The organism is Streptococcus tangpeifui, from assembly GCF_011038795.1.
GTDB lineage: Bacteria > Bacillota > Bacilli > Lactobacillales > Streptococcaceae > Streptococcus > Streptococcus tangpeifui.
Genome location: NZ_JAAKDU010000003.1, coordinates 122667 through 144614 on the forward strand (window position 1 = coordinate 122667; position 21948 = coordinate 144614).

General features: G+C 43.1%; 22 protein-coding genes. 17 read left to right on the forward strand and 5 right to left on the reverse strand.

Translation table 11 applies throughout. The annotated features are described in order from the left end of the window. Nucleotides 1-3: 3 nt before the first annotated feature. The 15 genes from G7Y32_RS03805 to G7Y32_RS03875 all read left to right on the forward strand — a co-directional run bounded on the left by G7Y32_RS03805 (nt 4) and on the right by G7Y32_RS03875 (nt 14987). Nucleotides 4-387, forward strand: coding sequence for a VOC family protein (locus G7Y32_RS03805; protein ID WP_165210835.1), 384 nt, complete (start codon nt 4-6; stop codon nt 385-387). Nucleotides 388-575: 188 nt separating this feature from the next. After that, entirely contained in the window at nt 576-1175 is a 600-nt protein-coding gene (locus G7Y32_RS03810) for a histidine phosphatase family protein (RefSeq protein WP_165210838.1), read from the forward strand. Next, on the forward strand, nt 1172-1774 hold the full coding sequence (locus G7Y32_RS03815; RefSeq protein WP_165210842.1) for a histidine phosphatase family protein: 603 nt from the start codon (nt 1172-1174) through the stop codon (nt 1772-1774). The genes G7Y32_RS03810 and G7Y32_RS03815 overlap by 4 nt, the downstream gene beginning before the upstream one ends. A gap of 170 nt (nt 1775-1944) precedes the next feature. Beyond that, nucleotides 1945-2547, forward strand: coding sequence for a histidine phosphatase family protein (locus G7Y32_RS03820; RefSeq protein WP_165210845.1), 603 nt, complete (start codon nt 1945-1947; stop codon nt 2545-2547). A gap of 113 nt (nt 2548-2660) precedes the next feature. Further along, the gene (locus tag G7Y32_RS03825) at nt 2661-4100 is read left to right on the forward strand and encodes a 6-phospho-beta-glucosidase (RefSeq protein ID WP_165210848.1); all 1440 of its coding nucleotides are present in this window, start codon (nt 2661-2663) and stop codon (nt 4098-4100) included. Nucleotides 4101-4225: 125 nt separating this feature from the next. Then, complete coding sequence (locus G7Y32_RS03830; RefSeq protein WP_165210851.1) at nt 4226-4747, forward strand: hypothetical protein; 522 nt, start codon at nt 4226-4228, stop codon at nt 4745-4747. 179 nt (nt 4748-4926) lie between these two features. Then, nucleotides 4927-5301 (forward strand): DUF1149 family protein, encoded by a 375-nt coding sequence (locus G7Y32_RS03835; RefSeq protein WP_165210854.1) that lies wholly within the window; start codon nt 4927-4929, stop codon nt 5299-5301. Nucleotide 5302: 1 nt separating this feature from the next. Next, a complete protein-coding gene (locus G7Y32_RS03840; protein WP_165210857.1) occupies nt 5303-6151 on the forward strand; it encodes a DegV family protein in 849 nt (282 codons plus the stop codon). 66 nt (nt 6152-6217) lie between these two features. Beyond that, nucleotides 6218-6985: a 4-hydroxy-tetrahydrodipicolinate reductase gene (gene dapB / locus G7Y32_RS03845; protein WP_004229002.1), complete on the forward strand. Its 768-nt coding sequence runs from the start codon at nt 6218-6220 to the stop codon at nt 6983-6985. Then, nucleotides 6982-8190 (forward strand): CCA tRNA nucleotidyltransferase, encoded by a 1209-nt coding sequence (locus G7Y32_RS03850; protein ID WP_165210860.1) that lies wholly within the window; start codon nt 6982-6984, stop codon nt 8188-8190. Before dapB ends, G7Y32_RS03850 begins: the two co-directional genes overlap by 4 nt. 66 nt (nt 8191-8256) lie before the next feature. Beyond that, entirely contained in the window at nt 8257-10134 is a 1878-nt protein-coding gene (locus G7Y32_RS03855; protein ID WP_165210863.1) for an ABC-F family ATP-binding cassette domain-containing protein, read from the forward strand. 141 nt (nt 10135-10275) lie between these two features. Beyond that, nucleotides 10276-12015, forward strand: a complete 1740-nt coding sequence (locus G7Y32_RS03860) for an ABC transporter ATP-binding protein (RefSeq protein WP_165210866.1) — start codon at nt 10276-10278, stop codon at nt 12013-12015. 13 nt (nt 12016-12028) lie between these two features. Continuing rightward, complete coding sequence (locus G7Y32_RS03865; RefSeq protein WP_165210869.1) at nt 12029-13774, forward strand: ABC transporter ATP-binding protein; 1746 nt, start codon at nt 12029-12031, stop codon at nt 13772-13774. 127 nt (nt 13775-13901) lie between these two features. Continuing rightward, nucleotides 13902-14474: a GrpB family protein gene (locus G7Y32_RS03870; protein ID WP_004225287.1), complete on the forward strand. Its 573-nt coding sequence runs from the start codon at nt 13902-13904 to the stop codon at nt 14472-14474. Nucleotides 14475-14768: 294 nt separating this feature from the next. Next, nucleotides 14769-14987 carry a hypothetical protein gene (locus G7Y32_RS03875; protein WP_165210872.1) on the forward strand — a complete coding sequence of 73 codons (219 nt, stop codon included), beginning with the start codon at nt 14769-14771 and terminating at the stop codon, nt 14985-14987. Between the two features lie 166 nt (nt 14988-15153). On the opposite strand, the gene G7Y32_RS03880 is transcribed toward G7Y32_RS03875, so the two are convergent. From G7Y32_RS03880 to G7Y32_RS03900, 5 genes are all read right to left on the reverse strand, one after another. Next, the gene (locus G7Y32_RS03880) at nt 15154-15657 is read right to left on the reverse strand and encodes an HdeD family acid-resistance protein (protein WP_165210875.1); all 504 of its coding nucleotides are present in this window, start codon (nt 15655-15657) and stop codon (nt 15154-15156) included. A 219-nt stretch (nt 15658-15876) separates the two neighbouring features. Continuing rightward, entirely contained in the window at nt 15877-16737 is an 861-nt protein-coding gene (locus G7Y32_RS03885; protein WP_165210878.1) for an aldo/keto reductase, read from the reverse strand. A 286-nt stretch (nt 16738-17023) separates the two neighbouring features. Then, entirely contained in the window at nt 17024-17608 is a 585-nt protein-coding gene (locus tag G7Y32_RS03890) for an NAD(P)H-binding protein (protein WP_165210881.1), read from the reverse strand. Nucleotides 17609-17622: 14 nt separating this feature from the next. Then, complete coding sequence (locus G7Y32_RS03895) at nt 17623-18444, reverse strand: SDR family oxidoreductase (RefSeq protein ID WP_165210884.1); 822 nt, start codon at nt 18442-18444, stop codon at nt 17623-17625. A 124-nt stretch (nt 18445-18568) separates the two neighbouring features. Continuing rightward, complete coding sequence (locus tag G7Y32_RS03900) at nt 18569-18946, reverse strand: nuclear transport factor 2 family protein (protein WP_165210887.1); 378 nt, start codon at nt 18944-18946, stop codon at nt 18569-18571. 215 nt (nt 18947-19161) lie between these two features. On the opposite strand from G7Y32_RS03900, the gene G7Y32_RS03905 reads away from it, so the two are divergent. Both G7Y32_RS03905 and gdhA read left to right on the forward strand, forming a co-directional pair. Then, nucleotides 19162-20049 (forward strand): LysR family transcriptional regulator, encoded by an 888-nt coding sequence (locus G7Y32_RS03905; RefSeq protein ID WP_165210890.1) that lies wholly within the window; start codon nt 19162-19164, stop codon nt 20047-20049. Between the two features lie 303 nt (nt 20050-20352). Next, nucleotides 20353-21705 carry an NADP-specific glutamate dehydrogenase gene (gdhA, locus tag G7Y32_RS03910; protein ID WP_165210893.1) on the forward strand — a complete coding sequence of 451 codons (1353 nt, stop codon included), beginning with the start codon at nt 20353-20355 and terminating at the stop codon, nt 21703-21705. Nucleotides 21706-21948: the final 243 nt, after the last annotated feature.

The following is a 21948-nucleotide window of genomic DNA, read 5'->3' on the forward strand; positions in this document are numbered from 1 at the left end:
GCTATGAAAATTGAACATTTAGCTATCTATGTCAAGGATTTAGAGGGAGCTCGAAATTTTTTTGAAACATACTTTCAAACCCAGTCCAATCAGCTCTACCACAACCCAAAGACTGGCTTTCGGTCTTATTTCTTGAGTTTTACAGATGGGGCTAGACTGGAAATTATGAGTAGGCCAGATACGTTAGACCTTGCTAAAGCAGCTAATCGAACTGGGTTGGCTCATTTTGCTATGAGTCTCGGAAATAGGAAGGCGGTTGATGATTTGACGAAACGCTTAGAGGCCGATGGTTACAAGTGCATCAATGGCCCTCGAACAACAGGCGATGGCTATTATGAATCTGTTATTCTAGGATTTGAGGATAATACCATAGAATTAACTGTCTAAATAATCGTATTTCTTATCTGTCTTTTAATATAGAGTTTAGCTGGTGATTTTCATCAGCTTTTTCCGTATGTAATCATAGGATAGTACCAATTCCTAGTAGGATTCTATAAGAAAGAGCCGTTATAAGGTTTTATAATATCAATAAGACTTAGCTTACGAAAGGAGTGGGGGTTGGCCCTAACTGATTTATGACCAAGAAATTATATTTGATGCGGCATGGAGAGACTCTTTTTAACACCCAAAAACGGGTTCAGGGCTGGTGCGATTCTCCTCTAACGCCAGATGGTATTGAGCAGGCGAAGCAGGCTAGGAACTGGTTTAAGGCCAATGATGTTGACCGTCAAGCTATCTATTCTTCAACCCAAGAACGAGCTGCAGATACGGCACGCCTTATTGCTGAAAATGATAGGATTAAGCAGCTCAAGGGGCTCAAGGAAATGAACTTTGGTATCTTCGAGGCCCAACCAGAAAATCTTTTACCAAAAATGCGGCCAGGAGCTCGCTCCTTTGAAAATCTCCTGGTTCCTTATGGCGGTGAGGATATTATTAAGGTTGGTGAGCGGGTTTGTCAAGAGGTTCTAATGACAGCAGAAAATGACCCAGCACAAGAAATCATTATGGTCAGTCATGGAGCAGCCCTCTGGGGACTCATTCAGCATTTAGATTTGGCTTTTCCAGAAGGAGTAACATTCGGTAACTGCAATATCTGCCTCTACGAGTACGAGAGTGGTAGTTTAATACTAAGAAAAGTCATTGATCCTTTAGGTAAGAAAGAAGTGGTTTTATGAAAACACTCTACCTCATGCGACATGGGCAAACACGTTTTAATGTGCAAAAACGAATCCAAGGAGCTTCAGACTCTCCCTTGACAGAGTTAGGTATTGAACAGGCCAGATTAGCTAAGCAATTCTTTGATGACCAGAAAATCGAGTTTGATGCTGTTTATGCCTCAACCCAAGAGCGAGCCGGCGATACAGCCCAAATCGTCAGCGGTCGTAATGATATTATCCGTCTCAAGGGACTCAAAGAGATGGATTTCGGCTCTTATGAGGCACAGCCGGAATACCTCAATCCACCTCTGCATACGGATGGAACAGGCTATCGCGATGCCTTCGTCTTTTTTGGAGGAGAAGATACTATGGCTGTCCGCCGCCGCATGGTTGAAACGCTCACCAATCTCATGGGGGAATTAGCAGAAGGCAGTCAGGTTTTAGCGGTCAGTCACGGGGCTGCCATTGCTCAGTTTTTTCGAGGAGCTTTGGAAGAAGTTCCTGATGTGCGAGGAATGAGTAACTGTGCTATTCTCAAGTTCACCTATGATAAAGGACAGTTTGATATGCACTATATCTACAATCCGATGCAAAAAGAGTTTATCTATCAAAAATAGTCGAACCTCTCCTTGGGAACCTCAGCCATTCGTGTTAAATATGGGATCGAGGTTGAGTTTTCCCTTTTTATTAACTGATTGCTTGGTAGTGGCTTAAGCAGCTGTTTCGTTAAGACAAGTAGAGTTGTATAATAGTCTTGTAAATCATTTTCCTAGAAGGAGTAGCTTAGATGGCAACACATCTTTATTTGATGAGGCATGGTGAAACCCTCTTCAATGTTCAAAAACGGATTCAGGGTTGGTGCGACTCTCCCTTAACTCAAAAAGGAGTTGATCAAGCCAAGCAGGCGGGCCGTTATATGCGAAAGCATGGTATTAAGGCAGACGCTTATTTTGCTTCAACAACTGAGCGGGCTTGTGATACCTTAGAGCTGGCGACAGGCGTAAGCAAGTACGGCCGTCTCAAGGGTCTCAAAGAAATGAGCTTTGGTAGCTTTGAAGGGCAGCAAGAGTACCTTCACCCACCGCGGGACTATCGTCGTAAGGTCGGTAATTATTATGAAATCCATGGTGGTGAGTCTGATAGTCAGGTTCAGGAGCGCCTTAAGGCAACCATCACCCAGCTGGCTCAAGATTATGATGGACAAACAATTTTAGCGGTCAGTCATGCTGGAGCCCTCATGCATTTTGCCCATGCCGTTGGGATTAATTGGGAATCCTACCAAATTTTTCCGACCAATTGCTCAATTTTTGAATACAGCTATGACCGAGGTCAATTCAAGCTACTAAGGCTAATTGATCCTATTCAAGAGGTCGTTTATAACTTTGATTAAAAGGTCAGATTAGAGCGAAAGCATAGGATAGTATTAGAATTTCTAATGATAGATGAGGTTTGCCAAATTTTATCGGGCTATAATAAGAATAATGAAAGAAAGGAAGTATTCTCATGACTAAATTACAAGCATTTCCAGATGGTTTTTTATGGGGTGGAGCAACGGCGGCTAACCAATGCGAAGGGGCTTACGATGTTGATGGACGTGGCCTAGCCAATGTTGATGTGGTCCCGATTGGTCCCGATCGTTTCCCAATCATTGCTGGTAAACGAAAAATGTTCGACTTTGAAGAGGGCTATTTCTATCCGGCCAAGGAATCCATCGATTTCTACCACCACTACAAAGAAGACATCGCCCTCTTTGCTGAGATGGGATTTAAAACCTACCGAATGTCTATCGCTTGGTCGCGAATTTTCCCCAAAGGGGATGAAAGTCAGCCTAATGAAAAAGGTTTGGCCTTCTACGAAGCAGTCTTTAAAGAATGTCACAAATATGGCATTGAACCTCTAGTGACCATTACTCATTTCGATTGCCCAATGTTCTTAATTGAGCATTATGGCGGCTGGCGAAATCGCAAACTGATTGACTTTTACGGTAATCTCTGCCGGGCTATCTTTAATCGTTACAAAGGACTAGTTAAGTATTGGTTGACCTTCAATGAAATCAATATGATTCTGCATGCACCATTCATGGGAGCGGGTATTTGCTTTGAAGAAGGTGAAAACGAAGAAGAAGTCAAATATCAAGCAGTGCACCATGAACTGGTCGCCTCAGCCTTGGCCACTAAGATAGCTCATGAAGTAGATCCTGAAAATAAGGTTGGTTGTATGCTGGCGGCAGGGCAATATTATCCGAATACCCCTAATCCTGCTGACTACTGGCAAGCCATGCAGGACGACCGGGAAGGCTATTCTTTGATTGATGTTCAGGCGCGTGGCTACTATCCAAACTACCTCCTTAAAAAATTTGAACGTGATGGCCTTGATATCACAATGACCGAGCAAGATTTGGGACTCCTGAGAGACCATACGGTTGATTTTGTTTCTTTCTCTTATTATTCCAGCCGAGTGGCTTCTGCCGATCCAAAAGCTAATGAAGAAACACAAGGTAATATCTTTGCTTCCATTAAAAATCCTTACCTGACCTCATCTGAATGGGGCTGGCAGATTGATCCTCTAGGACTTCGGATTACCTTGAATACCATCTGGGATCGTTACCAAAAACCATTATTTGTCGTCGAAAATGGTCTAGGGGCAATTGATGAACCGGATGCGAATGGCTATGTTGAAGATGATTATCGCATTGACTACCTGCGGGAACACATCAAAACTATGAATGCGGCTATCAATGAAGACGGTGTTGAGCTTCTTGGCTACACCACTTGGGGCTGTATTGACCTCGTATCAGCTGGTACTGGTGAAATGAAGAAGCGCTACGGATTTATCTATGTTGATCGTGATAACCAAGGAAATGGCAGTCTCAAACGCTCCAAGAAGAAGTCCTTCGACTGGTACAAGAAGGTTATTGCTTCCAATGGGACAGATATTGATTAGAAGCCGAGTGTACTACAGGCAAAGTCAAGACCTCAGACTTCTGTGGCTTTAAAGCTCAAAAAGACGCTTTTATACTGAAAGTTGTCTTTTTCTTATGCCGAAAAATTCTGTGTTATACTAAATTCATGAAAACTTTTGAAGAAATTTATGCCAACCATGCGGAGATGCCCTATATCTCAGCTAAATATGAGGACGAGCTGAGACGCAAGACCATTCCTAAGCGTAACATGGAACGAACGAGAGAAGGTTTGCTACCTGGACACATTATCTTGCTTTGGCGGATTAATTTTGGTACCTATACGACCTACAGTCCTCAGCACAAATATTTCTATACGACTTATGGTATTGACGTCCAGAAGGAATTGGACTGGTTGATAAAACACGATTACCTTCGTCTGATGTCTGCCCAAGAATCACTCATCTATTTGCGAGCTGATGAGCTTAAAGACTTCCTAAAAATTAAGACAGTCAAGGGCTTGTCCAAGATGAAGCGGCAGGACTTGGAGCAAAAAACGTTAGAGGTATACAGTGAAGACGAATTGGCGCCGCTCTTTGTTCTGCGGGGGTATGCTTTGACAGCCAAGGGTAAAGAGGTCTTAGCTGCTCATTCAGAAATTGTTCGGCGACACCCGCAAAAGAAATTTTAAGTGATTACCGTAACCAAGGCTGAATTTTCAAACTCATTTCCAATCTCCCTTTCTGTCCAGAATTTTCTTTGAGGATTAAGCCCCATAAATAAATAATACCAGACAGGAAAAGCCCTTTGAAGCGAGAGCGAAGTGTGCTATAATAAGCTAGTTAAAAGATTCAAATTAGGAGAAGAATAATGGAACTAACTCGTGATCAAGTATTCGTTAATCAATATCACTATGATGCCCGCAATTTGGAATGGGAAAAGCAAAATGGTGAACCCAAAACCAATGTTGAAGTAACTTTCCAATTGGTCAGCAAGGATGACAAGAAAAACGAAACTCATTTGGTAGCTGTTTTGCAGTTCCAAATCGTCCGTGATGAATTTGTCATTGCTGGTGTCATCTCACAAATGGTGCACGTCCATAATCGTTTAGTTAATGAACCAAAAGAATTTTCTCAAGAAGAGGTTCAAAGTTTGGCAGGACCGCTCTTGGAAACGTTGCAGCGCCTAACTTACGAAGTGTCTGAAATCGCTCTTGACCGTCCAGGTATTAATCTGGAATTCTAAAATGAAATTAGCAGTTATAACGGACTCCTCGGTCTACCTCCCCAAAGATTATTCGGATCACCCCGACCTTTATATCTTGGATATTCCCATTATGATTAGTGGTGAGACCTATGTCGAGGGGAAAAATCTGACCATTGAGGAATTTTATCCCAAGATGCAGCAAGCTTTCGATCTGCCGATGACTAGTCAGCCCAGTATCGCAGATTTAGAGGAGACCTTGATCAATTTGGAAAAGGGCGGTTACACCCATATTCTGGGGATTTTCCTTTCCAGCGGTATCTCAGGCTTCTGGCAAAATATCCAGTATTTGATTGAGGAACACAGCCAGCTGACGATCGCCTTTCCAAATAGTAAGATTACTAGCAGTCCCATGGGATATATGGTGACCTCAGCTTTAGAAGGAGCGAAAGCCGGGCTGAGCTTTGAAGAGATTTTAGGCCAGTTGGAAATCATGATTGCTGGAACTGAAGCCTATATTATGGTAGATGACCTCAATCACTTGGTAAAAGGCGGCCGCCTCTCCAATGGAGCTGCTCTTTTGGGAAATCTGCTTAATATCAAACCCATTATGTATTTCAATGATGGGGTCATTGAGGTTTTCGAGAAGGTTAGAACCGAGAAAAAAGCCCTCAAACGTTTAATTGCGATTTTAGACCAGAGAGCTGAAGAAAGAGCCTACAAGACTTGGATTATTGAGGCCAATGCCCAAGACAAGGCTCAAGCCTTTCGTCAGCAGCTCTTGGCCAGTGGCTTTAAAGGTGACTTGGATATTGTTCCTTTTTGTGGCGTGATTTCTACCCACCTTGGAGAAGGGGCAGTGGCGGTCGGTTTTACACCCAAGGCGGATTAGCGGCCGCATTTTTTAATAAGGCTGACTTGGTCAACTGTACTTAGTCAATTATAGGAGGAAACAGGTATGAGTATTAAAGTTATTGTGGCAGGATTTAAGGGACGGATGGGCTCAACCGCTGTCGATATGGTCAAGGGAGATGCTGATTTGGAATTGGCGGGACTTCTTGATCCCTTCGCTCCTGAAAAAGAGATTGATGGCATTCCGGTCTTCAACAAGAAGGAAGACTTAGTTGGCTTCGATGCTCAGGTTTGGGTTGATTTCACCATGCCCAAGGTTGCCTATGAAAATACTCGTTTTGCTTTAGAAAACGGCTTTGCTCCTGTTGTTGGGACAACAGGCTTTACACCTGAGCAAATCAGCGAATTGATCGAACTTTCTCGTCAGCAAAAAGTCGGTGGTCTGATTGCGCCTAACTTTGCTATCGGAGCCATTCTTCTTATGGAGTTTGCTGCTAAGGCAGCCAAGTATTTCCCGGATTTAGAAATCATCGAACTCCATCATGATAAGAAAAAAGATGCCCCTAGCGGAACGGCCGTTAAGACTGCTGAATTAATTCAGAAGGTCCGTGCTCCTAAGAAACAGGGGGCTCCGGATGAGGAGGAGACCCTGACTGGTGCACGTGGAGCTGAGTTTGATGGTTTTCGCATCCATTCAGTCCGCCTTCCGGGTCTGATAGCTCACCAAGAGGTCATCTTTGGTGCTGAAGGCCAAGGCTTGACCCTTCGGCACGATTCCTATGACCGCGTTTCCTTCATGAGCGGAGTTAATCTAGGGATCAAAGAAGTGGTGAAACGAGAGGAACTCGTTTATGGGTTGGAAGAATTACTATGAGATTAAAAAATTTGCCTTCTGAGTTTCAGGAGGCTTTACCAGTCTTAGAGAAGATAAAATCAGCAGGCTATGAGGCCTATTTTGTCGGAGGATCGGTGCGGGATGCCCTCTTAAATCGGCCCATCCACGATGTCGATATTGCGACCAGCTCCTATCCTCAGGAAACCAAGAGGATCTTTGAGAGGACGGTAGACATTGGCATTGAACACGGAACAGTCTTGGTCTTGGAAAATGGCGGCGAGTATGAGGTTACGACCTTTAGAACTGAAGATGTTTATGTTGATTACCGCAGACCCAAGAGCGTCTCTTTCGTCCGCTCCTTGGAAGAAGATCTCAAACGACGAGATTTTACTGTCAATGCTTTTGCTTTAGCTGAGGATGCCCAAATTGTTGATCTTTTTGATGGCTTCAGCGACTTGGAGAACCAGGTTCTGCGGGCGGTTGGCAGAGCTGATGAGCGTTTTAGCGAGGATGCCTTGCGAATTATGCGTGGGCTTCGTTTTGCGGCTAGCTTGAATTTTACCATTGAAACTAGTACTTTTGCGGCCATGAAGATCTACGCTCCTCTCTTAGAAAAAATTTCGGTTGAGCGGTCCTTTATCGAGTTTGATAAGCTCTTGACTGCTCCTTATTGGAAAAAAGGATTGGAAGCCTTGATTCAGGCTAAGGCTTGTGACTATCTGCCTGATTTACAAGGGAAGGCTGACAAATTGGCGACCTTGCTGACAGATTATGCAGATGATTTTGTCTTTGCGACCAGCGAACAAGCCTGGGCTGCTCTCTGCTTAGCCTTGAAAATCAAGAATTGCAAGGCTTTCTTGAAAAAGTGGAAGACCTCCAGTCACTTTCAAAAGATGGTAACACAATTAGTAGCTATTTACGACCATCGTCTAACGGCTGTCCACGATAAGCAAACCCTTTATCGCTACAGTAAGCCTCTGGCAGAGTTAGCTGAAAATCTACGACAGGCTCAAGGTTTGACGGTCGATTTTGACTTGATTGCCCAGTTGGATGCTAGTCTCCTCATTCATCATAAGAAAGAGATTGTTGTCAACGGCGGTGACCTCATGGCTCAATTAGGACTCCAGCCAGGTCCAGCGCTGGGGCAGGTTTTGAACCAGATAGAGGCCGCTATTGTTCAAGGGGAGTTAGCTAATGAACGAGAAGCTATTTTAGCCTTTGCTGGAGCCAAGACTGATAACTAACCATAATTATCTAGCATAAATATATTTATGTAATATAAAAGAATTTTCTAGTCCTAAGGAGGAAAAATGAACGATTTTATTGTAGAAGGATTGACCAAATCGGTTGGAGATAAGACCGTTTTTTCAGATATTTCCTTTATTATTCACGATCTGGATCGCATCGGTTTGATTGGGGTTAATGGGACTGGGAAAACAACACTCCTAGATGTTTTGGCGGATAAGATTGGCTTTGATGGAGATGTTTCTCCTTTTTTAAAGGCCAAAGATTATAAAATGGCCTACCTGACTCAAGAGCCAGATTTTGATGATAGCCAAACAGTGTTAGATACGGTTCTCTCGTCTGATTTGAAAGAAATGGTGCTGATTCGCCAGTACGAGGAACTTATGCTCCACTATGATGAGGCCAATCAAGCCCAGCTGGATCAGATCATGGCTGAAATGGACAGTTTAGATGCTTGGACTATTGAGAGCGAGGTTAAAACTGTCCTGTCTAAGTTGGGCATTTCCGAATTGACTCAAAAAGTCAGCCAGCTTTCCGGAGGATTAAAACGGAGGGTGCAGCTGGCTCAGGTTTTGTTAGGGAATGCGGACTTGTTACTGATGGACGAGCCAACCAACCACCTCGACATTGACACCATTGCCTGGCTGACGAATTTTCTCAAAACCTCCAAGAAAACCGTCTTCTTTATCACTCATGATCGCTATTTCTTAGATAGTGTGGCGACACGCATTTTTGAATTGGAGCAGGCCCGATTGACCGAGTACCAAGGCAACTACCAAGATTATGTCCGTCTCAAGGCCGAAGCAGATGAGCGAGAAGCAGCCAATCTGCATAAGAAGCAGCAGCTCTACAAGCAGGAATTGGCCTGGATGCGGACCCAACCCCAAGCCAGAGCTACCAAGCAACAGGCCCGAATCAATCGCTTTAAGGAGCTCAAGGGGGAATTACAAAAGCCATCCTCGACCGGTGAATTGGCCATTAATTTCCAAACCAGCCGAATTGGCAAGAAGGTACTCAATTTCAAGGGGGTATCTTTTGCCTATCCCAACAAGCCAATTTTGCAGGATTTTAATCTTTTGGTGCAGAACAAGGATCGAATCGGCATTGTCGGTGATAATGGCGTTGGCAAATCGACCCTCCTCAATCTCATTAATGGAGATTTACGGCCGACTTCTGGCCAGCTTGATATTGGTGAGACAGTGAGAATTGGTTATTTCTCCCAGCAAATTAAGGGGATGGACGAGAGCAAGCGAGTCATCAATTATTTGCAAGAGGTGGCCGATGAAGTCAGGACAACTGTGGGGACAACCAGTATTACCGAACTTCTGGAACAGTTCCTATTTCCGCGTTCTAGTCATGGTACACGGATTGCCAAGCTATCTGGCGGTGAGAAAAAGCGGCTGTACCTTCTTAAGATTTTGATTGAGAAACCTAATGTTTTACTTCTGGATGAGCCAACCAATGACTTGGATATTGCAACCCTGACTGTTTTGGAGAATTTTCTCCAAGGTTTTGGCGGGGCTGTTATCACTGTTAGTCACGACCGCTACTTCCTAGATAAGGTAGCTAATAAAATCTTAGCCTTTGAAAATAACACGGTTCGGGAGTTTTTTGGCAATTATACTGATTATCTGGATGAGCAAGAATTTCTTCGACATCAAGCCAGCCCTGACAGTCAAAAGGCTGAAAAAGAATCCCAAGATGCTCCAAAAGAAGAGTCTGTCAAGAAACGCATGTCTTGGCAGGAAAAGCAGGAATGGGCTTCAATTGAAGATGACATTGCCAGTCTGGAAGATAAGATTGCGGCAGTTGAAGCTGATATGGGAAATTATGGCAGTGACTTCACCAAGTTGGCCGACCTGCAAAAAGAACTAGACCAGCTCAACCAAAACCTGCTGGAAAAATATGAGCGCTATGAATATCTGAGTGAGTTGGAGAGCTAAGGACTAGTTTATTTCTTAAGTAGCGAGATCGTTAGAAACTCCGAAAAGAAGTTGCTTGCGTCTGCACTGCCTAAGAAAGCATCAAAATTCTGATTGTGATTTTAATCAAGTACGAGTATAAGAAAGGAAACCAAACCCTCTATGAACCTTATCTGGTCTTATTTGAAAAAATATCCTAAGTGGCTGGTTTATGACTTCTGCGGAGCTTTCTTATTTGTAGTGGTCAATCTGGGCTTACCGACGGTTTTGGCTCGGATGATTGACCAAGCTATTAATCCCAAAGATAAGCAGTCTCTGACCTTTTGGGCCCTGATTATGCTGGCTGTTGTCATTTCGGGAATTATCGGCCGGGTGACACTGGCCTATGCAACTGGAAAGCTATCGACGAATATGGTCCGAGATTTGCGTCGGGACATGTATGCCAAACTGCAGGACTATTCCCACGAAGAGTATGAAAAAATCGGTGTCTCTTCACTGGTGACACGTATGACTAATGATGCCTTTGTTTTGATGCAGTTTACCGAAATGAGTTTGCGGATGGGGGTGGTGACACCGCTTATGATGACTTTTTCTGTTGTCATGATTTTAGTCACCAGCCCGTCCTTGGCCTGGGTAGTTGCTGTTTTTATGCCTTTCTTAATAGCAACCATTGCCTATGTGGCGATCAAGACCCGTCCTTTATCTGAGCGGCAGCAGAGGACTTTAGATAAAATTAACCAGTATGTTCGGGAAAATCTGAGCGGCCTGCGGGTCATTCGGGCCTTTGCTCGTGAGTCATTCCAAGAAGACCGTTTTGACGAAAAAAATCAGGATTATGCTGGTATTTCAACGAAACTCTTTACCCTGACCGGCCTGACTGAACCCCTGTTTATCCAGATTATTGTTGCTATGATTGTGGCGATTGTCTGGCTTGCTTTGAAACCTCTGCATCAGGGAAGTCTGCAAATCGGAGATTTAGTGGCTTTCATCGAATATAGTTTTCATGCCCTCTTTTCTTTCTTAATTTTTGCCAACCTCTTTAATATGTACCCTCGGATGGTCGTTTCCAGTCGACGGATCAATGAAGTCATGGATATGCCCCTATCTATTTCGCAAAATCCTGACGGGGTAACCGAAACAGACAGTCGGGGTTATCTGGAATTTGATCATGTCACCTTTGCCTATCCGGGTGAAACAGAAAGTCCAGTTCTCCACGATATTTCCTTCAAGGCTGGCCCCGGGCAAACGACGGCCTTTATCGGCTCAACTGGTTCTGGAAAATCCTCTCTGGTCAGTCTGGTCCCGCGTTTTTACGATGTCACCTTGGGCAAGATTTTGGTTGATGGTGTCGATGTCCGTGATTACAATCTCAGGGCCCTGCGGCAGAAGGTTGGCTTTGTTCCGCAGAAAGCTTTGCTTTTTACCGGTTCGATTGAAGAAAATCTCAAATATGGGAAGCGTGATGCTGACATTCAGGAGCTTGATCAGGCAGCCTCAGTAGCCCAAGCCAAGGAATTTATCGACAGTCGTGAAGAAGGGTACGCCACCCATCTAGCCGAAGGCGGCAGCAATCTTTCTGGTGGTCAAAAGCAGCGCCTAGCCATTGCCCGAGCCGTTGTCAAAAAGCCTGATATTTATATCTTCGATGATTCTTTCTCAGCCTTGGATTATAAAACTGATGCACAGCTGCGAAAACGGCTCAAGGAAGTCACTCAGGATGCGACTGTCTTGATTGTAGCTCAGAGGGTGGGAACTATCATGGATGCAGATCAAATCATTGTTCTTAACGAAGGTCAGATCGTCGGTAGAGGTACCCATGAAGAACTCATGAAAACCAATGATATCTACCGCGAAATCGCTAACTCCCAGCTCAATGCTGGCAAGCTCTTGGAAGAAAACTAGAAAGGAGGGGCTTATGTCAAAAAATGTCTTTTTACGCTTGTGGTCCTATTTAAAACATTATCAGAGCACCCTCTATCTGGCAATCTTTCTTAAAATTGTGGGAGCAGTGGCCAGTGTTGTTGAACCCTTTGTTTTGGGTCTCATGGTGACAGAACTGACCTCTAGCCTTTTATCCGGTCGAGCTATTGATGGGAAGAAAATTCTCTTTCTCATTATTGTTTATGCTATTCGTGGTCTTTTATCTGAAATTGGTAGTTATGGTTCTAATTATTTCATGACCAGAACGGTGCAACGCTCTATCCACGATTTGCGTCATGATCTCAGTCATAAAATCAATAAGATTCCTGTATCTTATTTTGATAAGCACAAGTTTGGGGATATGCTGGGGCGCTTTACCAGCGATGTTGAAACTGTTTCTAACGCCCTGCAGCAATCCTTCTTGCAGATTATCAATGCAGTTCTAACTCTAGCCATGGTCATCGCTATGGTTCTCTACCTCAATATCCAATTAGGCCTTTTCGTTATTGCAACGATTCCCATCACTTATTTCTCAGCGTCTTATCTTCTGAAAAAATCCCAGCCCTATTTCAAACGTCAGGCTGATGTTTTAGGAGATATGAATGGTTTTGTTCAAGAAAATCTGACGGGTTTTAATGTTATCAAGCTCTACGGCCGAGAAGAGGCTTCTGCGCAGGAATTCGACGGTATTCTCGACGAGTTGCAGGAGGTTGGTTTCAAGGCCAGCTTTATTTCAGGTATCATGATGCCTATCCTCAATGCCATCTCAGATACTTCCTATTTGATTATTGCTGTCTGGGGCGGCCTCAAGGTTATCGCCGGAAAATTGACCATTGGTAATCTTCAAGCTTTTGTCCAATACCTCTGGCAAATTGGGCAGCCCATTCAAACATTGACTCAATTAGCTTCTATGCTCCAATCAGCCCGCTCATCTCTAGAACGGATTTTTGCTGTTCTGGATGAAGAGAATGAAGTAGCTGATGTCACCGAGCACCTCTCCCATGATTTAACCGGTCAGGTGTCCTTCAGGCATGTAGATTTCCAATACGCAGAAGGAAAGCCATTGATTAAGGACTTTAATTTGGATGTTCAGCCTGGTCAGATGATTGCTATTGTTGGGCCGACTGGAGCAGGCAAAACAACCCTAATCAACCTGCTTATGCGCTTTTATGATGTGACCAAGGGCGCTATTACAGTAGATGGCCACGATATTCGCCATCTATCTCGGCAGGAGTACCGTCAACAGTTCGGTATGGTGCTCCAAGATGCTTGGCTTTATGAAGGAACCATCAAGGAAAACTTACGCTTTGCTAAGTTAGATGCGACAGATGAGGAAATTATCGCAGCAGCCAAGGCGGCTAATGTTGACCACTTTATTCGAACCCTGCCAGGCGGTTACAATATGGAAACGAACCAAGAATCCAGCAATGTTTCTCTGGGGCAGAAGCAGCTCTTAACCATCGCTAGGGCTCTTTTGGCCGATCCAAAGATTCTGATTTTGGATGAGGCGACTTCCTCGGTTGATACCCGTTTAGAACTCTTGATTCAAAAAGCCATGAGTCGACTTATGGAGGGACGGACAAGCTTCGTCATTGCCCATCGCTTATCAACCATTCAAGAAGCTGATAAGATTCTGGTTCTCAAGGACGGTCAAATTATTGAGCAGGGCACTCACGACAGGCTCTTGGCTGATAAGGGCTTCTATCATGATCTTTATATGAGTCAATTCAGCCAGTCTTAAAACAGTGCTATCAATTCCTTCACTGCAGGCTAACCTCTTTTGCCCTTTTGAATGAAAGTATTTATGGGAGAAGCGTATCGAGAATGAAAAAAGCACGGAAAGTCTATTTTAAACAAAGGAGTTAACAATGAATGGATTAGAAGATATGAGCTCAGAAGAACTTCGGCAGCTTTTTCCTATCTTTTTGGTAGCCCACAATGATGACTGGACAAATTGGTATGAAGAGGAGAAAAAGAGTATTTTGGACTTACTTGCGGATAAATTTTCTGTCAGCGTTCATCATATTGGCAGCACCGCTATTCCCAAGATTTGGGCTAAAAACATTGTGGATATTTTACTGGAAGCTGATAACAGACAAAGTCTTCAAGAGATTAAGACCATCCTGCTGGCTAACGGTTGGCTTTTTATGAGCAAGACTGAAACTCGCATATCGCTTAAGAAAGGTTACACAACAAGTGGTTTTGCTCCAAGAGTTTTTCATCTGCATCTGCGACTTTTGGGAGATTGTGATGAACTCTATTTTAGAGACTATCTGATTAAACATCCGAAAACGGCTAAAGCTTATGAAGAGTTGAAACTTTCTCTCTGGAAAAAATTCGAACACGACCGTAATAGTTATACGGAGGCTAAAGCAGACTTTATCAGGAAATATACTGAATTAGAAAAGCAAAAGGGTGATAAGAATAGGAAAATCCTATAATACAGCCTACTTTCCTCGGTTTGACAGATAGCCAAACAATTGAAGTGTTAATCATTTGTCAATCCTGCATCGGCCATGATGCAGGATTTTTCATTATGGCTTGAAGCTAGTTTTTCTCAAAGAGAAAAACAAGAAAACCACCAGCTTAGCTGGTGGCTGATAAAGACTTCTAGTTTCCATTTATTATGCGATTGTCAGTTCGCTTTGCGGCTTTGGATGCCAAACAAATAAATCACTCGCAAATGTCTAGAAGAAAATTGCTATGATAAGAATGTAAGGAGGGGAGAGAAGTGCATGATGATTTTGAAAGATAAAGGTCAAGAAGTTATACACCTTTCTGCTAGACAAAGAGACTTTATGACTTCTGAAGCTTTGACACAGGAACTCCAGGCCATTTCATCAGCGGCTTTTTATAGTATGTGTTTCGCACTACCGATCTTTTTTGAATTTTTATATTTTACAAGGCTGAGAATACTTTGTAGTTATGAAGCTAATATTTCTTATTATGATTAGCCAGATTGGATTTGGATATTAAAAGGATGGATTGACCATTGACCAAATTTTTGAAAATATTTTATGATTTGTCTCGCACCGCAAGGTGCGAGACGGACTAAAAGTCACATAATTAAAAAGGTCCGAAATTTTTCGGATCTTTTGTTGTTATTTAATAGTTTACAGTTCAGCGAATCCTAAAGTAGAGCGAGAGAAGGGCAATGCCAATCATCAAGAAGAAGGAAGCGACCATAATGCCAATAATACTGGCCGAAAACAGGGGGCTGCCCAGTAGAATAAGGCCAAATAGGATAGTAAGAACAGCCGAGGAGAGATTGATGGAGTATCTCGGATAGCCAGCCCGACGTAGCTGAACGCCAGTGACTAGGCGCAGCAGTCCAGATAGCAAGACCCAGTAAGCAATGATGGTCATAAAGGCTTTAGTCAAGGAAAAGACAGAGCTGCTCAGAAGTACAAAGCCAAAGACGACAGAAAGCAGACTTTGAATGAGCTGCCAAATGCTACGGTATTGGGGACTGTTCAAATATTCCAAAAAACTAGCAATTCCAGTCACAAAGATAATCAAGGCGATGATCCAGGCAATCGTAGCCACGCTTGTTAGTGGATTAGCAAAGAGAAAGACAGCGTACAGGATTGAAAACACTCCTCCGATTAAAGGAAACCATTTCATAAGTAGACCTCACTTCTATGTTTATCCCTATTATAGTTTAGCAATAAAAGAAAAGCAAAGAGAACCCATCATTATTAATAAAAATAGGGACATGGCAATAGTTCGAGACCATCGCTATGTCCTTTTCTCAGAAGATCTAGTAGTTTATACTCTTTGAAAGTCAAAATAATAAGCCTTCGAGTACACAGCCTAATACATTCGTGGCAAGTTTCTATGTTGTTACTCATTAGCATGAATGTCATAATTGTTGAGTAGCCAATCACCAACGCCCGGTGCGTCTGGGTTGTGAGCAGGTTGATTTTTATCAAGAGCGCGCAGTTCTTCCATTTCTTGGCTTGTCAATTCAAATTCGAAAATATCAAGATTCGATTTGATACGAGCTGGTTTAGTTGATTTTGGCAAGACAAGGATACCTTCTTGGTTCTCAAAGCGAAGGATAATTTGTCCGACATCTTTACCGTATTTTTCAGCCAGCTTTTTGATGACTGGATCAGACAGCAGCTCCTTATTCCCCTGACCAAGTGGTCCCCAAGCCTCGATGAGGACATTATCTTTAGCTAGCAGTTCTCGCAATTCTTTTTGTTGGGCATAGGGGTGCATTTCAACTTGGTTGACAGCAGGCCTAGTTTTAAACTGTGGCACATACTCTTTCCATAGTTTAGGTGTCATATTAGAGACACCGATAGATTTGATTTTGCCAGCAGCCTGAAAATTCTCCAAGGCACGCCAGCCATCTAAGACCTCTCCGTAAGGCTGATGAAGCAGGACCAAATCGATGTAGTCTAAATTAAGCTTTTCTAACGAAGTATTTAAGCCTTTGACGGCTAAATCATAGGCGTAATCCTGCAGCCAGAGCTTGGTAGTCACGAAGATTTCTTCGCGCGGAATGCCAGAGTCCGCAATAGCTTGGCCAACTTCTTTTTCATTCATGTAAGCCTGTGCGGTGTCGATGTGGCGATAGCCCACCGCGAGAGCTTCTTTGACTGCCGTATAAGTCGAGCCGTCCGCAGGGATGCGGAAGACCCCGAAACCAACTGCGGGGATAGTATTGCCGTCGTTAAGTGTAAATGTTTGTACCATGGTTTTTCTCCTTTTTAACAAGATATAAAGCCGTTAAGCGACTCAAAGAAATTTAGGAAACCTGACGAGGAAACACTAAAGATCCTAGGAAAGCGAGTCTAATTTCACAGAGTCGTAGGCGCGTTCAATTAACAAGATACAGCCAGATATCTGTTAGCTAAGTGTTATGCACTTGGTAACAAAGGCTAATGATAAGAGTGAATTGGCTGCTTCTAGTTTTATTTTTTTCAAAATTTGCCAAAAGCTAACTAAATAATATAAGCTATTACTAAACAAGTAATGTACGCTAATCGCGTACAATGCCAAAGTTTGTATTGACAAATCTGCTTGGTTCCAGTGCGACTTCCTTTACAAAATCAGCGATAGCCAGCCGCGAAATATTGTTGGCATAAATGATATCACCTTTGGGAATTAAATCATAAGAGCGGTCGCTTGAATTGTCAAGCCAACCTGGTCGTAAAATTGTGATATCAAGGCCTGAGTTTTCCAAAATATCAGCAGCCTGTCGATAAGGTCTTAGAATTCCTGCAACTTGGCCATTTTGACCAGGTAATTCACCATAAATGCCATAAGATGAAATAAAAATAATGCGCTTGGTCTGTGTTGCCTGCATGGCATTGATGATGGCTGTTACCATTCTTGGCAGATCGCCTGATAAAGCAACGAAAACGAGATCACTGCCAGTAAGGGCTTGTTCTAAGGCAGCTTTATCAAAGACACTGGCTGCGATTTTTATCGTACGAGCGCTATCTGGCAGTTTATTGGCCGACCGAGAAAACAAGGTTAGCTCCGCATCTGTCTCATCTAATAATATTTTTGTTGTGGCACGGCCGAGTGACCCTGTTGCGCCGATGATTGTTACTTGTGTCATTTGATATCCTCTTTCTATCCCATACGGCCATTCTTCATGGCAGCGATGACCCCACCGTCAATAAGAAGGTCTGTTCCTGTAATGAAGCTAGCCTCCTCGCTAAGTAAATAGGCACTCGCAGTGGCAACTTCAGCTGTTGTTCCAACACGTTTAGTGGCCGAATTATCAATCAAAGATTGGTAACCAGTCGGATTTGCTTTCAGTTCGTGACGTGCCAAAGGTGTAATGATGATACCAGGGCTGATACTATTGAGTCGAGCTCCGCGCTCTGCCCAATTTAGACTTTCTGCCTGAACCCTCAGAATATTGCCCTGCTTGGAGATACCATAGGCACCTCCAGGCATATCTTCTTGAATAAAATCCAATTTGCCTAAATCATCTGCTGGTGCTGTCATCAAGGCTTGACGTTGTTCAACTGTCACAAAGTCCGTAAACATGTGTCCAGCCATACTTGAAATGACAAGACCAGAACCACCAGGTGCTATGATTTTTCCGAAAATTTCTAGAGCGATAGCTGTCCCAACCAGATCCACCCGAAGGACATCCGCAAAAGTAGCTTGATTTGGTGAAAGTCCCGCTGTATGGACGTAGTAGTTGATATCGCCTAGTTGTTTGGCCTTATCGGCAAAGGCTTGGATAGAGGCGCGTTCACCTGCGTCAACAATGACTGTTTCGACGGTGAAGCCAGCATTCTCCAAATCTTCCTTGGCATTCTCAAGATTTGTTTGATTGATATCTCCTAAAATAAGTGTTTTGCTGGTTGCGATGCGGCGCACAATTTCAAGTCCAATAGCTCCTGTACCTAGCAGGACTACAATATCCTTTGATTTTTTCATATTTATAATTCATTCCTTCCTTATCCTATAGTTTTAATCAATTTTACACGCCCAGCCGGTAAATTTCTGCTCCAGTCATTATAATACTTAGTAACTTAAGAGTGCTAGAGTAAAAAATCCTTTCTCAATAGGTGCTAGCCACTTGCTTGGTAATTTTCCACTGACCGTTCACTTTTTCAAAATACATTTTGGTTTGCAAACGCCAGATTGAAGGCCCTATGCCCCAAACCCGCGCTTTGATACGGCTTTGCCCGATGAGACTGGCGCTGTTTTCCCCGACAGTCACCCCCTTAATGGCCTCCTCCTGCCAGGAGTAGTAGGTCATCTCCCCTGAAGCGATCTGGTCCAGCCACTCGCTCACCGGCTGACGATAACCTGTCATGTGAATCAGTAAGGTACCTGGTTCCAACAGCTTTTCAAGCATATTAATATCCTTGGTCACCATAGCTTGATTGATTTGGCGGTAAAGATTTTTCAAGATTTCATCATCTGTCACAAGCATTACCTCCTTTTGGTTGATGAATTCAGTATAAACCCTTATAATCAAATTATCCAATACTTATTTTTGATTATTAATAAAATTATTTTATAAGGAAAAGAAAGGAGCTAAACACAGGCTGTGTGTGAAGTGAGTTAAAAGTTATTTATCACTGAGATGCAAGTATCTTCGGTTAGTTTTCTATCTTAGCCACGTTCGCTTAATAGCCTATTTTAATTATGAATACCAAACAAATGACTTACCTGATTGAAACGGCTAAAACCCTGAATTTGAGCCGTGCTGCTGAAAATCTCTACATTTCTCAGCCATCCTTATCCTACCAAATCAAGGTTATTGAAGAAGAAGTCGGCTTTGCAATTTTTGATCGTATTGGAAAAAGCATTCGTCTGACGCCTGCTGGAGAAGAATTGGTTGTGTCGCTGCAGCGCATTTCGAGGGAGCTGCAGTTTGCCATTGAGCAGGCACAAAATATGGGGGAACGCTACAAGGATTCGATTAAAATTGGATTTTCAACCCGAACATCCCTCTATTATCTGCCTGAGGCTATCAAAATCTTTGAGAAAAAACAACCATCGGTGCAGATTGTGCCAAAGATTCAGTCACCCGATGATTTCGTCAGTTCCTTCATGCGCAGAGAGCTGGACATGATTTTGCTGCCAAGGGAAGAGGCTGAAAAGTTAGCTGGCGTCAGCCTTCATCCACTTTTTATAAGTCACATCTATCTCTTGTGCCAAAATTCAGATCTGCTCGCTCAGAAAGAAATCATCACAGCTGATGACTTGGCCCACCGTACTTTGCTGGTAAACGGAGGTTCATCGTCAAAACTTCGCCAAGTCCAGCAGCGCGTCTTATCAAGTGTTCCTATTCATTACTATAACAGTCCGACGCATGATTTTACTCTGATCCAAGTCGCAAGTGGCAAAGCCATTTGCCTCTCGCCAGGTTTCCTCAATGATTACTCGGGACAGTTTGCTTGGGTACCATTTGATTGTCCAGAGCAGTTTGACTTTGTCTTAGTGACACATGAGGATAATCGTATCACTAGTGTCAAGGTGCTGATTGACATCTTACAAGATTTATATGATGGGGCGAGAGATCGTTTTTAAGTATTTTAAAGTATCAAAACTTTGCATCGTTTTGAATGCTCCTCTATAATTCATCAGATATAAAAAGGATTTCCTTGAAATTTAGCTAGAAGTCACTTAGAGATAGTGATCATCCCTTTTGAGATTTAATTTTCCACCAGATAAGAAGGGGAGCAGCCTGAGAGTCGTGTTATAAAATCTAACATAAAAATCGAAAAAAATTAAAAAAATTGCACAAAGGCCTTGACAAAATATTCTGAAAATTTGTATAATAGCACACGTAAATAGATTTACGAATTAAATCGTATTGGAGGATTTATAATTATGACAACAGGTAAGCAGTACGTTGATAGTGTCTTCGAAAAGGTAAAAAAGCAAAATAGCCATGAGCCGGAATTCTTGCAAGCGGTAGAAGAAGTTTTCCAATCTTTGGTGCCTGTCTTTGATAAGTATCCTAAATATATTGAAGAAAACCTTTTAGAACGTTTGGTTGAACCTGAACGTATCGTGTCTTTCCGTGTCCCATGGGTTGATGACCAAGGAAAGGTTCAAGTAAACCGTGGTTTCCGCGTGCAATTCTCATCTGCCATTGGTCCTTATAAGGGCGGCTTGCGTTTCCATCCATCGGTGAACCAATCCATTATCAAGTTCCTCGGATTTGAACAAATCTTTAAAAATTCGCTAACTGGTCAGCCTATCGGAGGCGGTAAGGGGGGATCAAATTTTGATCCTAAAGGTAAGTCTGACAATGAAATCATGCGCTTCTGTCAAAGCTTCATGACTGAATTGAGCAAACACATCGGTGCAGATACTGATGTTCCTGCCGGTGATATCGGTGTTGGTGGACGTGAAATTGGCTACCTCTACGGTCAATACAAGCGCCTTCGCAATGAATATACTGGCGTTCTTACTGGTAAAGGCCTGCAATGGGGTGGATCACTCGCTCGTACAGAAGCAACTGGTTATGGAGCTGTTTACTTTGCTGAACAAATGCTCAAGGATCGCGGTGAAACCTTCAAGGGTAAAAAAGCTCTTGTCTCAGGTGCCGGTAATGTTGCTATTTACGCCTGTGAAAAATTGGAAGCTCTCGGTGCTAAGGCTGTGACTGTTTCTGACTCATCAGGTTTCGTCTATGATCCGGATGGTATTGATGTGGCTCTCTTGAAAGAAATCAAGGAAGTTAAGCGTGAACGTATCGTTAAATACGCTGATGCTCGTCCAAATGCCACGTTCACACCAGCTGGTGGTGACAAGACTGTTTGGTCTATAAAAGCGGATTTGGCCTTCCCATGTGCTACTCAAAATGAATTGAGTGAGACAGACGCTGAAACGCTTGTGAAGAATGGTGTTATCGCCGTTTCTGAAGGGGCAAATATGCCGTCAACGCTTGGCGCTATTGATGTCTTCCTTAAAGCAGGTGTAGCCTTTGGCCCTGCTAAGGCTGCCAATGCTGGTGGTGTTGCTGTATCAGCACTTGAAATGGCACAAAATAGCCAACGGACATCATGGTCATTTGAAGAAGTTGACTCTAAACTCTATGACATCATGAAAGGTATCTACGAAAATTCAGCAGCAGCAGCTAAAGAATTCGGTCATGAAGGCAATCTCGTTGTTGGTGCTAATATCGCTGGCTTCCTCAAAGTCGCTGAAGCAATGTCTGCTCAAGGGATTGTTTAGTCCAACACGTATGGCAAAGATCTCACTGTGATCTAATGCACGATCGATATTTTTCAATAGATTAGGCTCGGAATATCTTTTTCCGAGCCTTTTTCTTGCTCAAGTTCATGTATTGTATTTTAAAGGGAAGCTAAAATTCGGGTACAAAGGATACTAAGAAAACGAGCAGAAAATTAGGCCATTTGGCGAGGGATAGCAAGTCCTGAGAAAGCTTATCAATTTTCACAGAAACATAGACAGGTG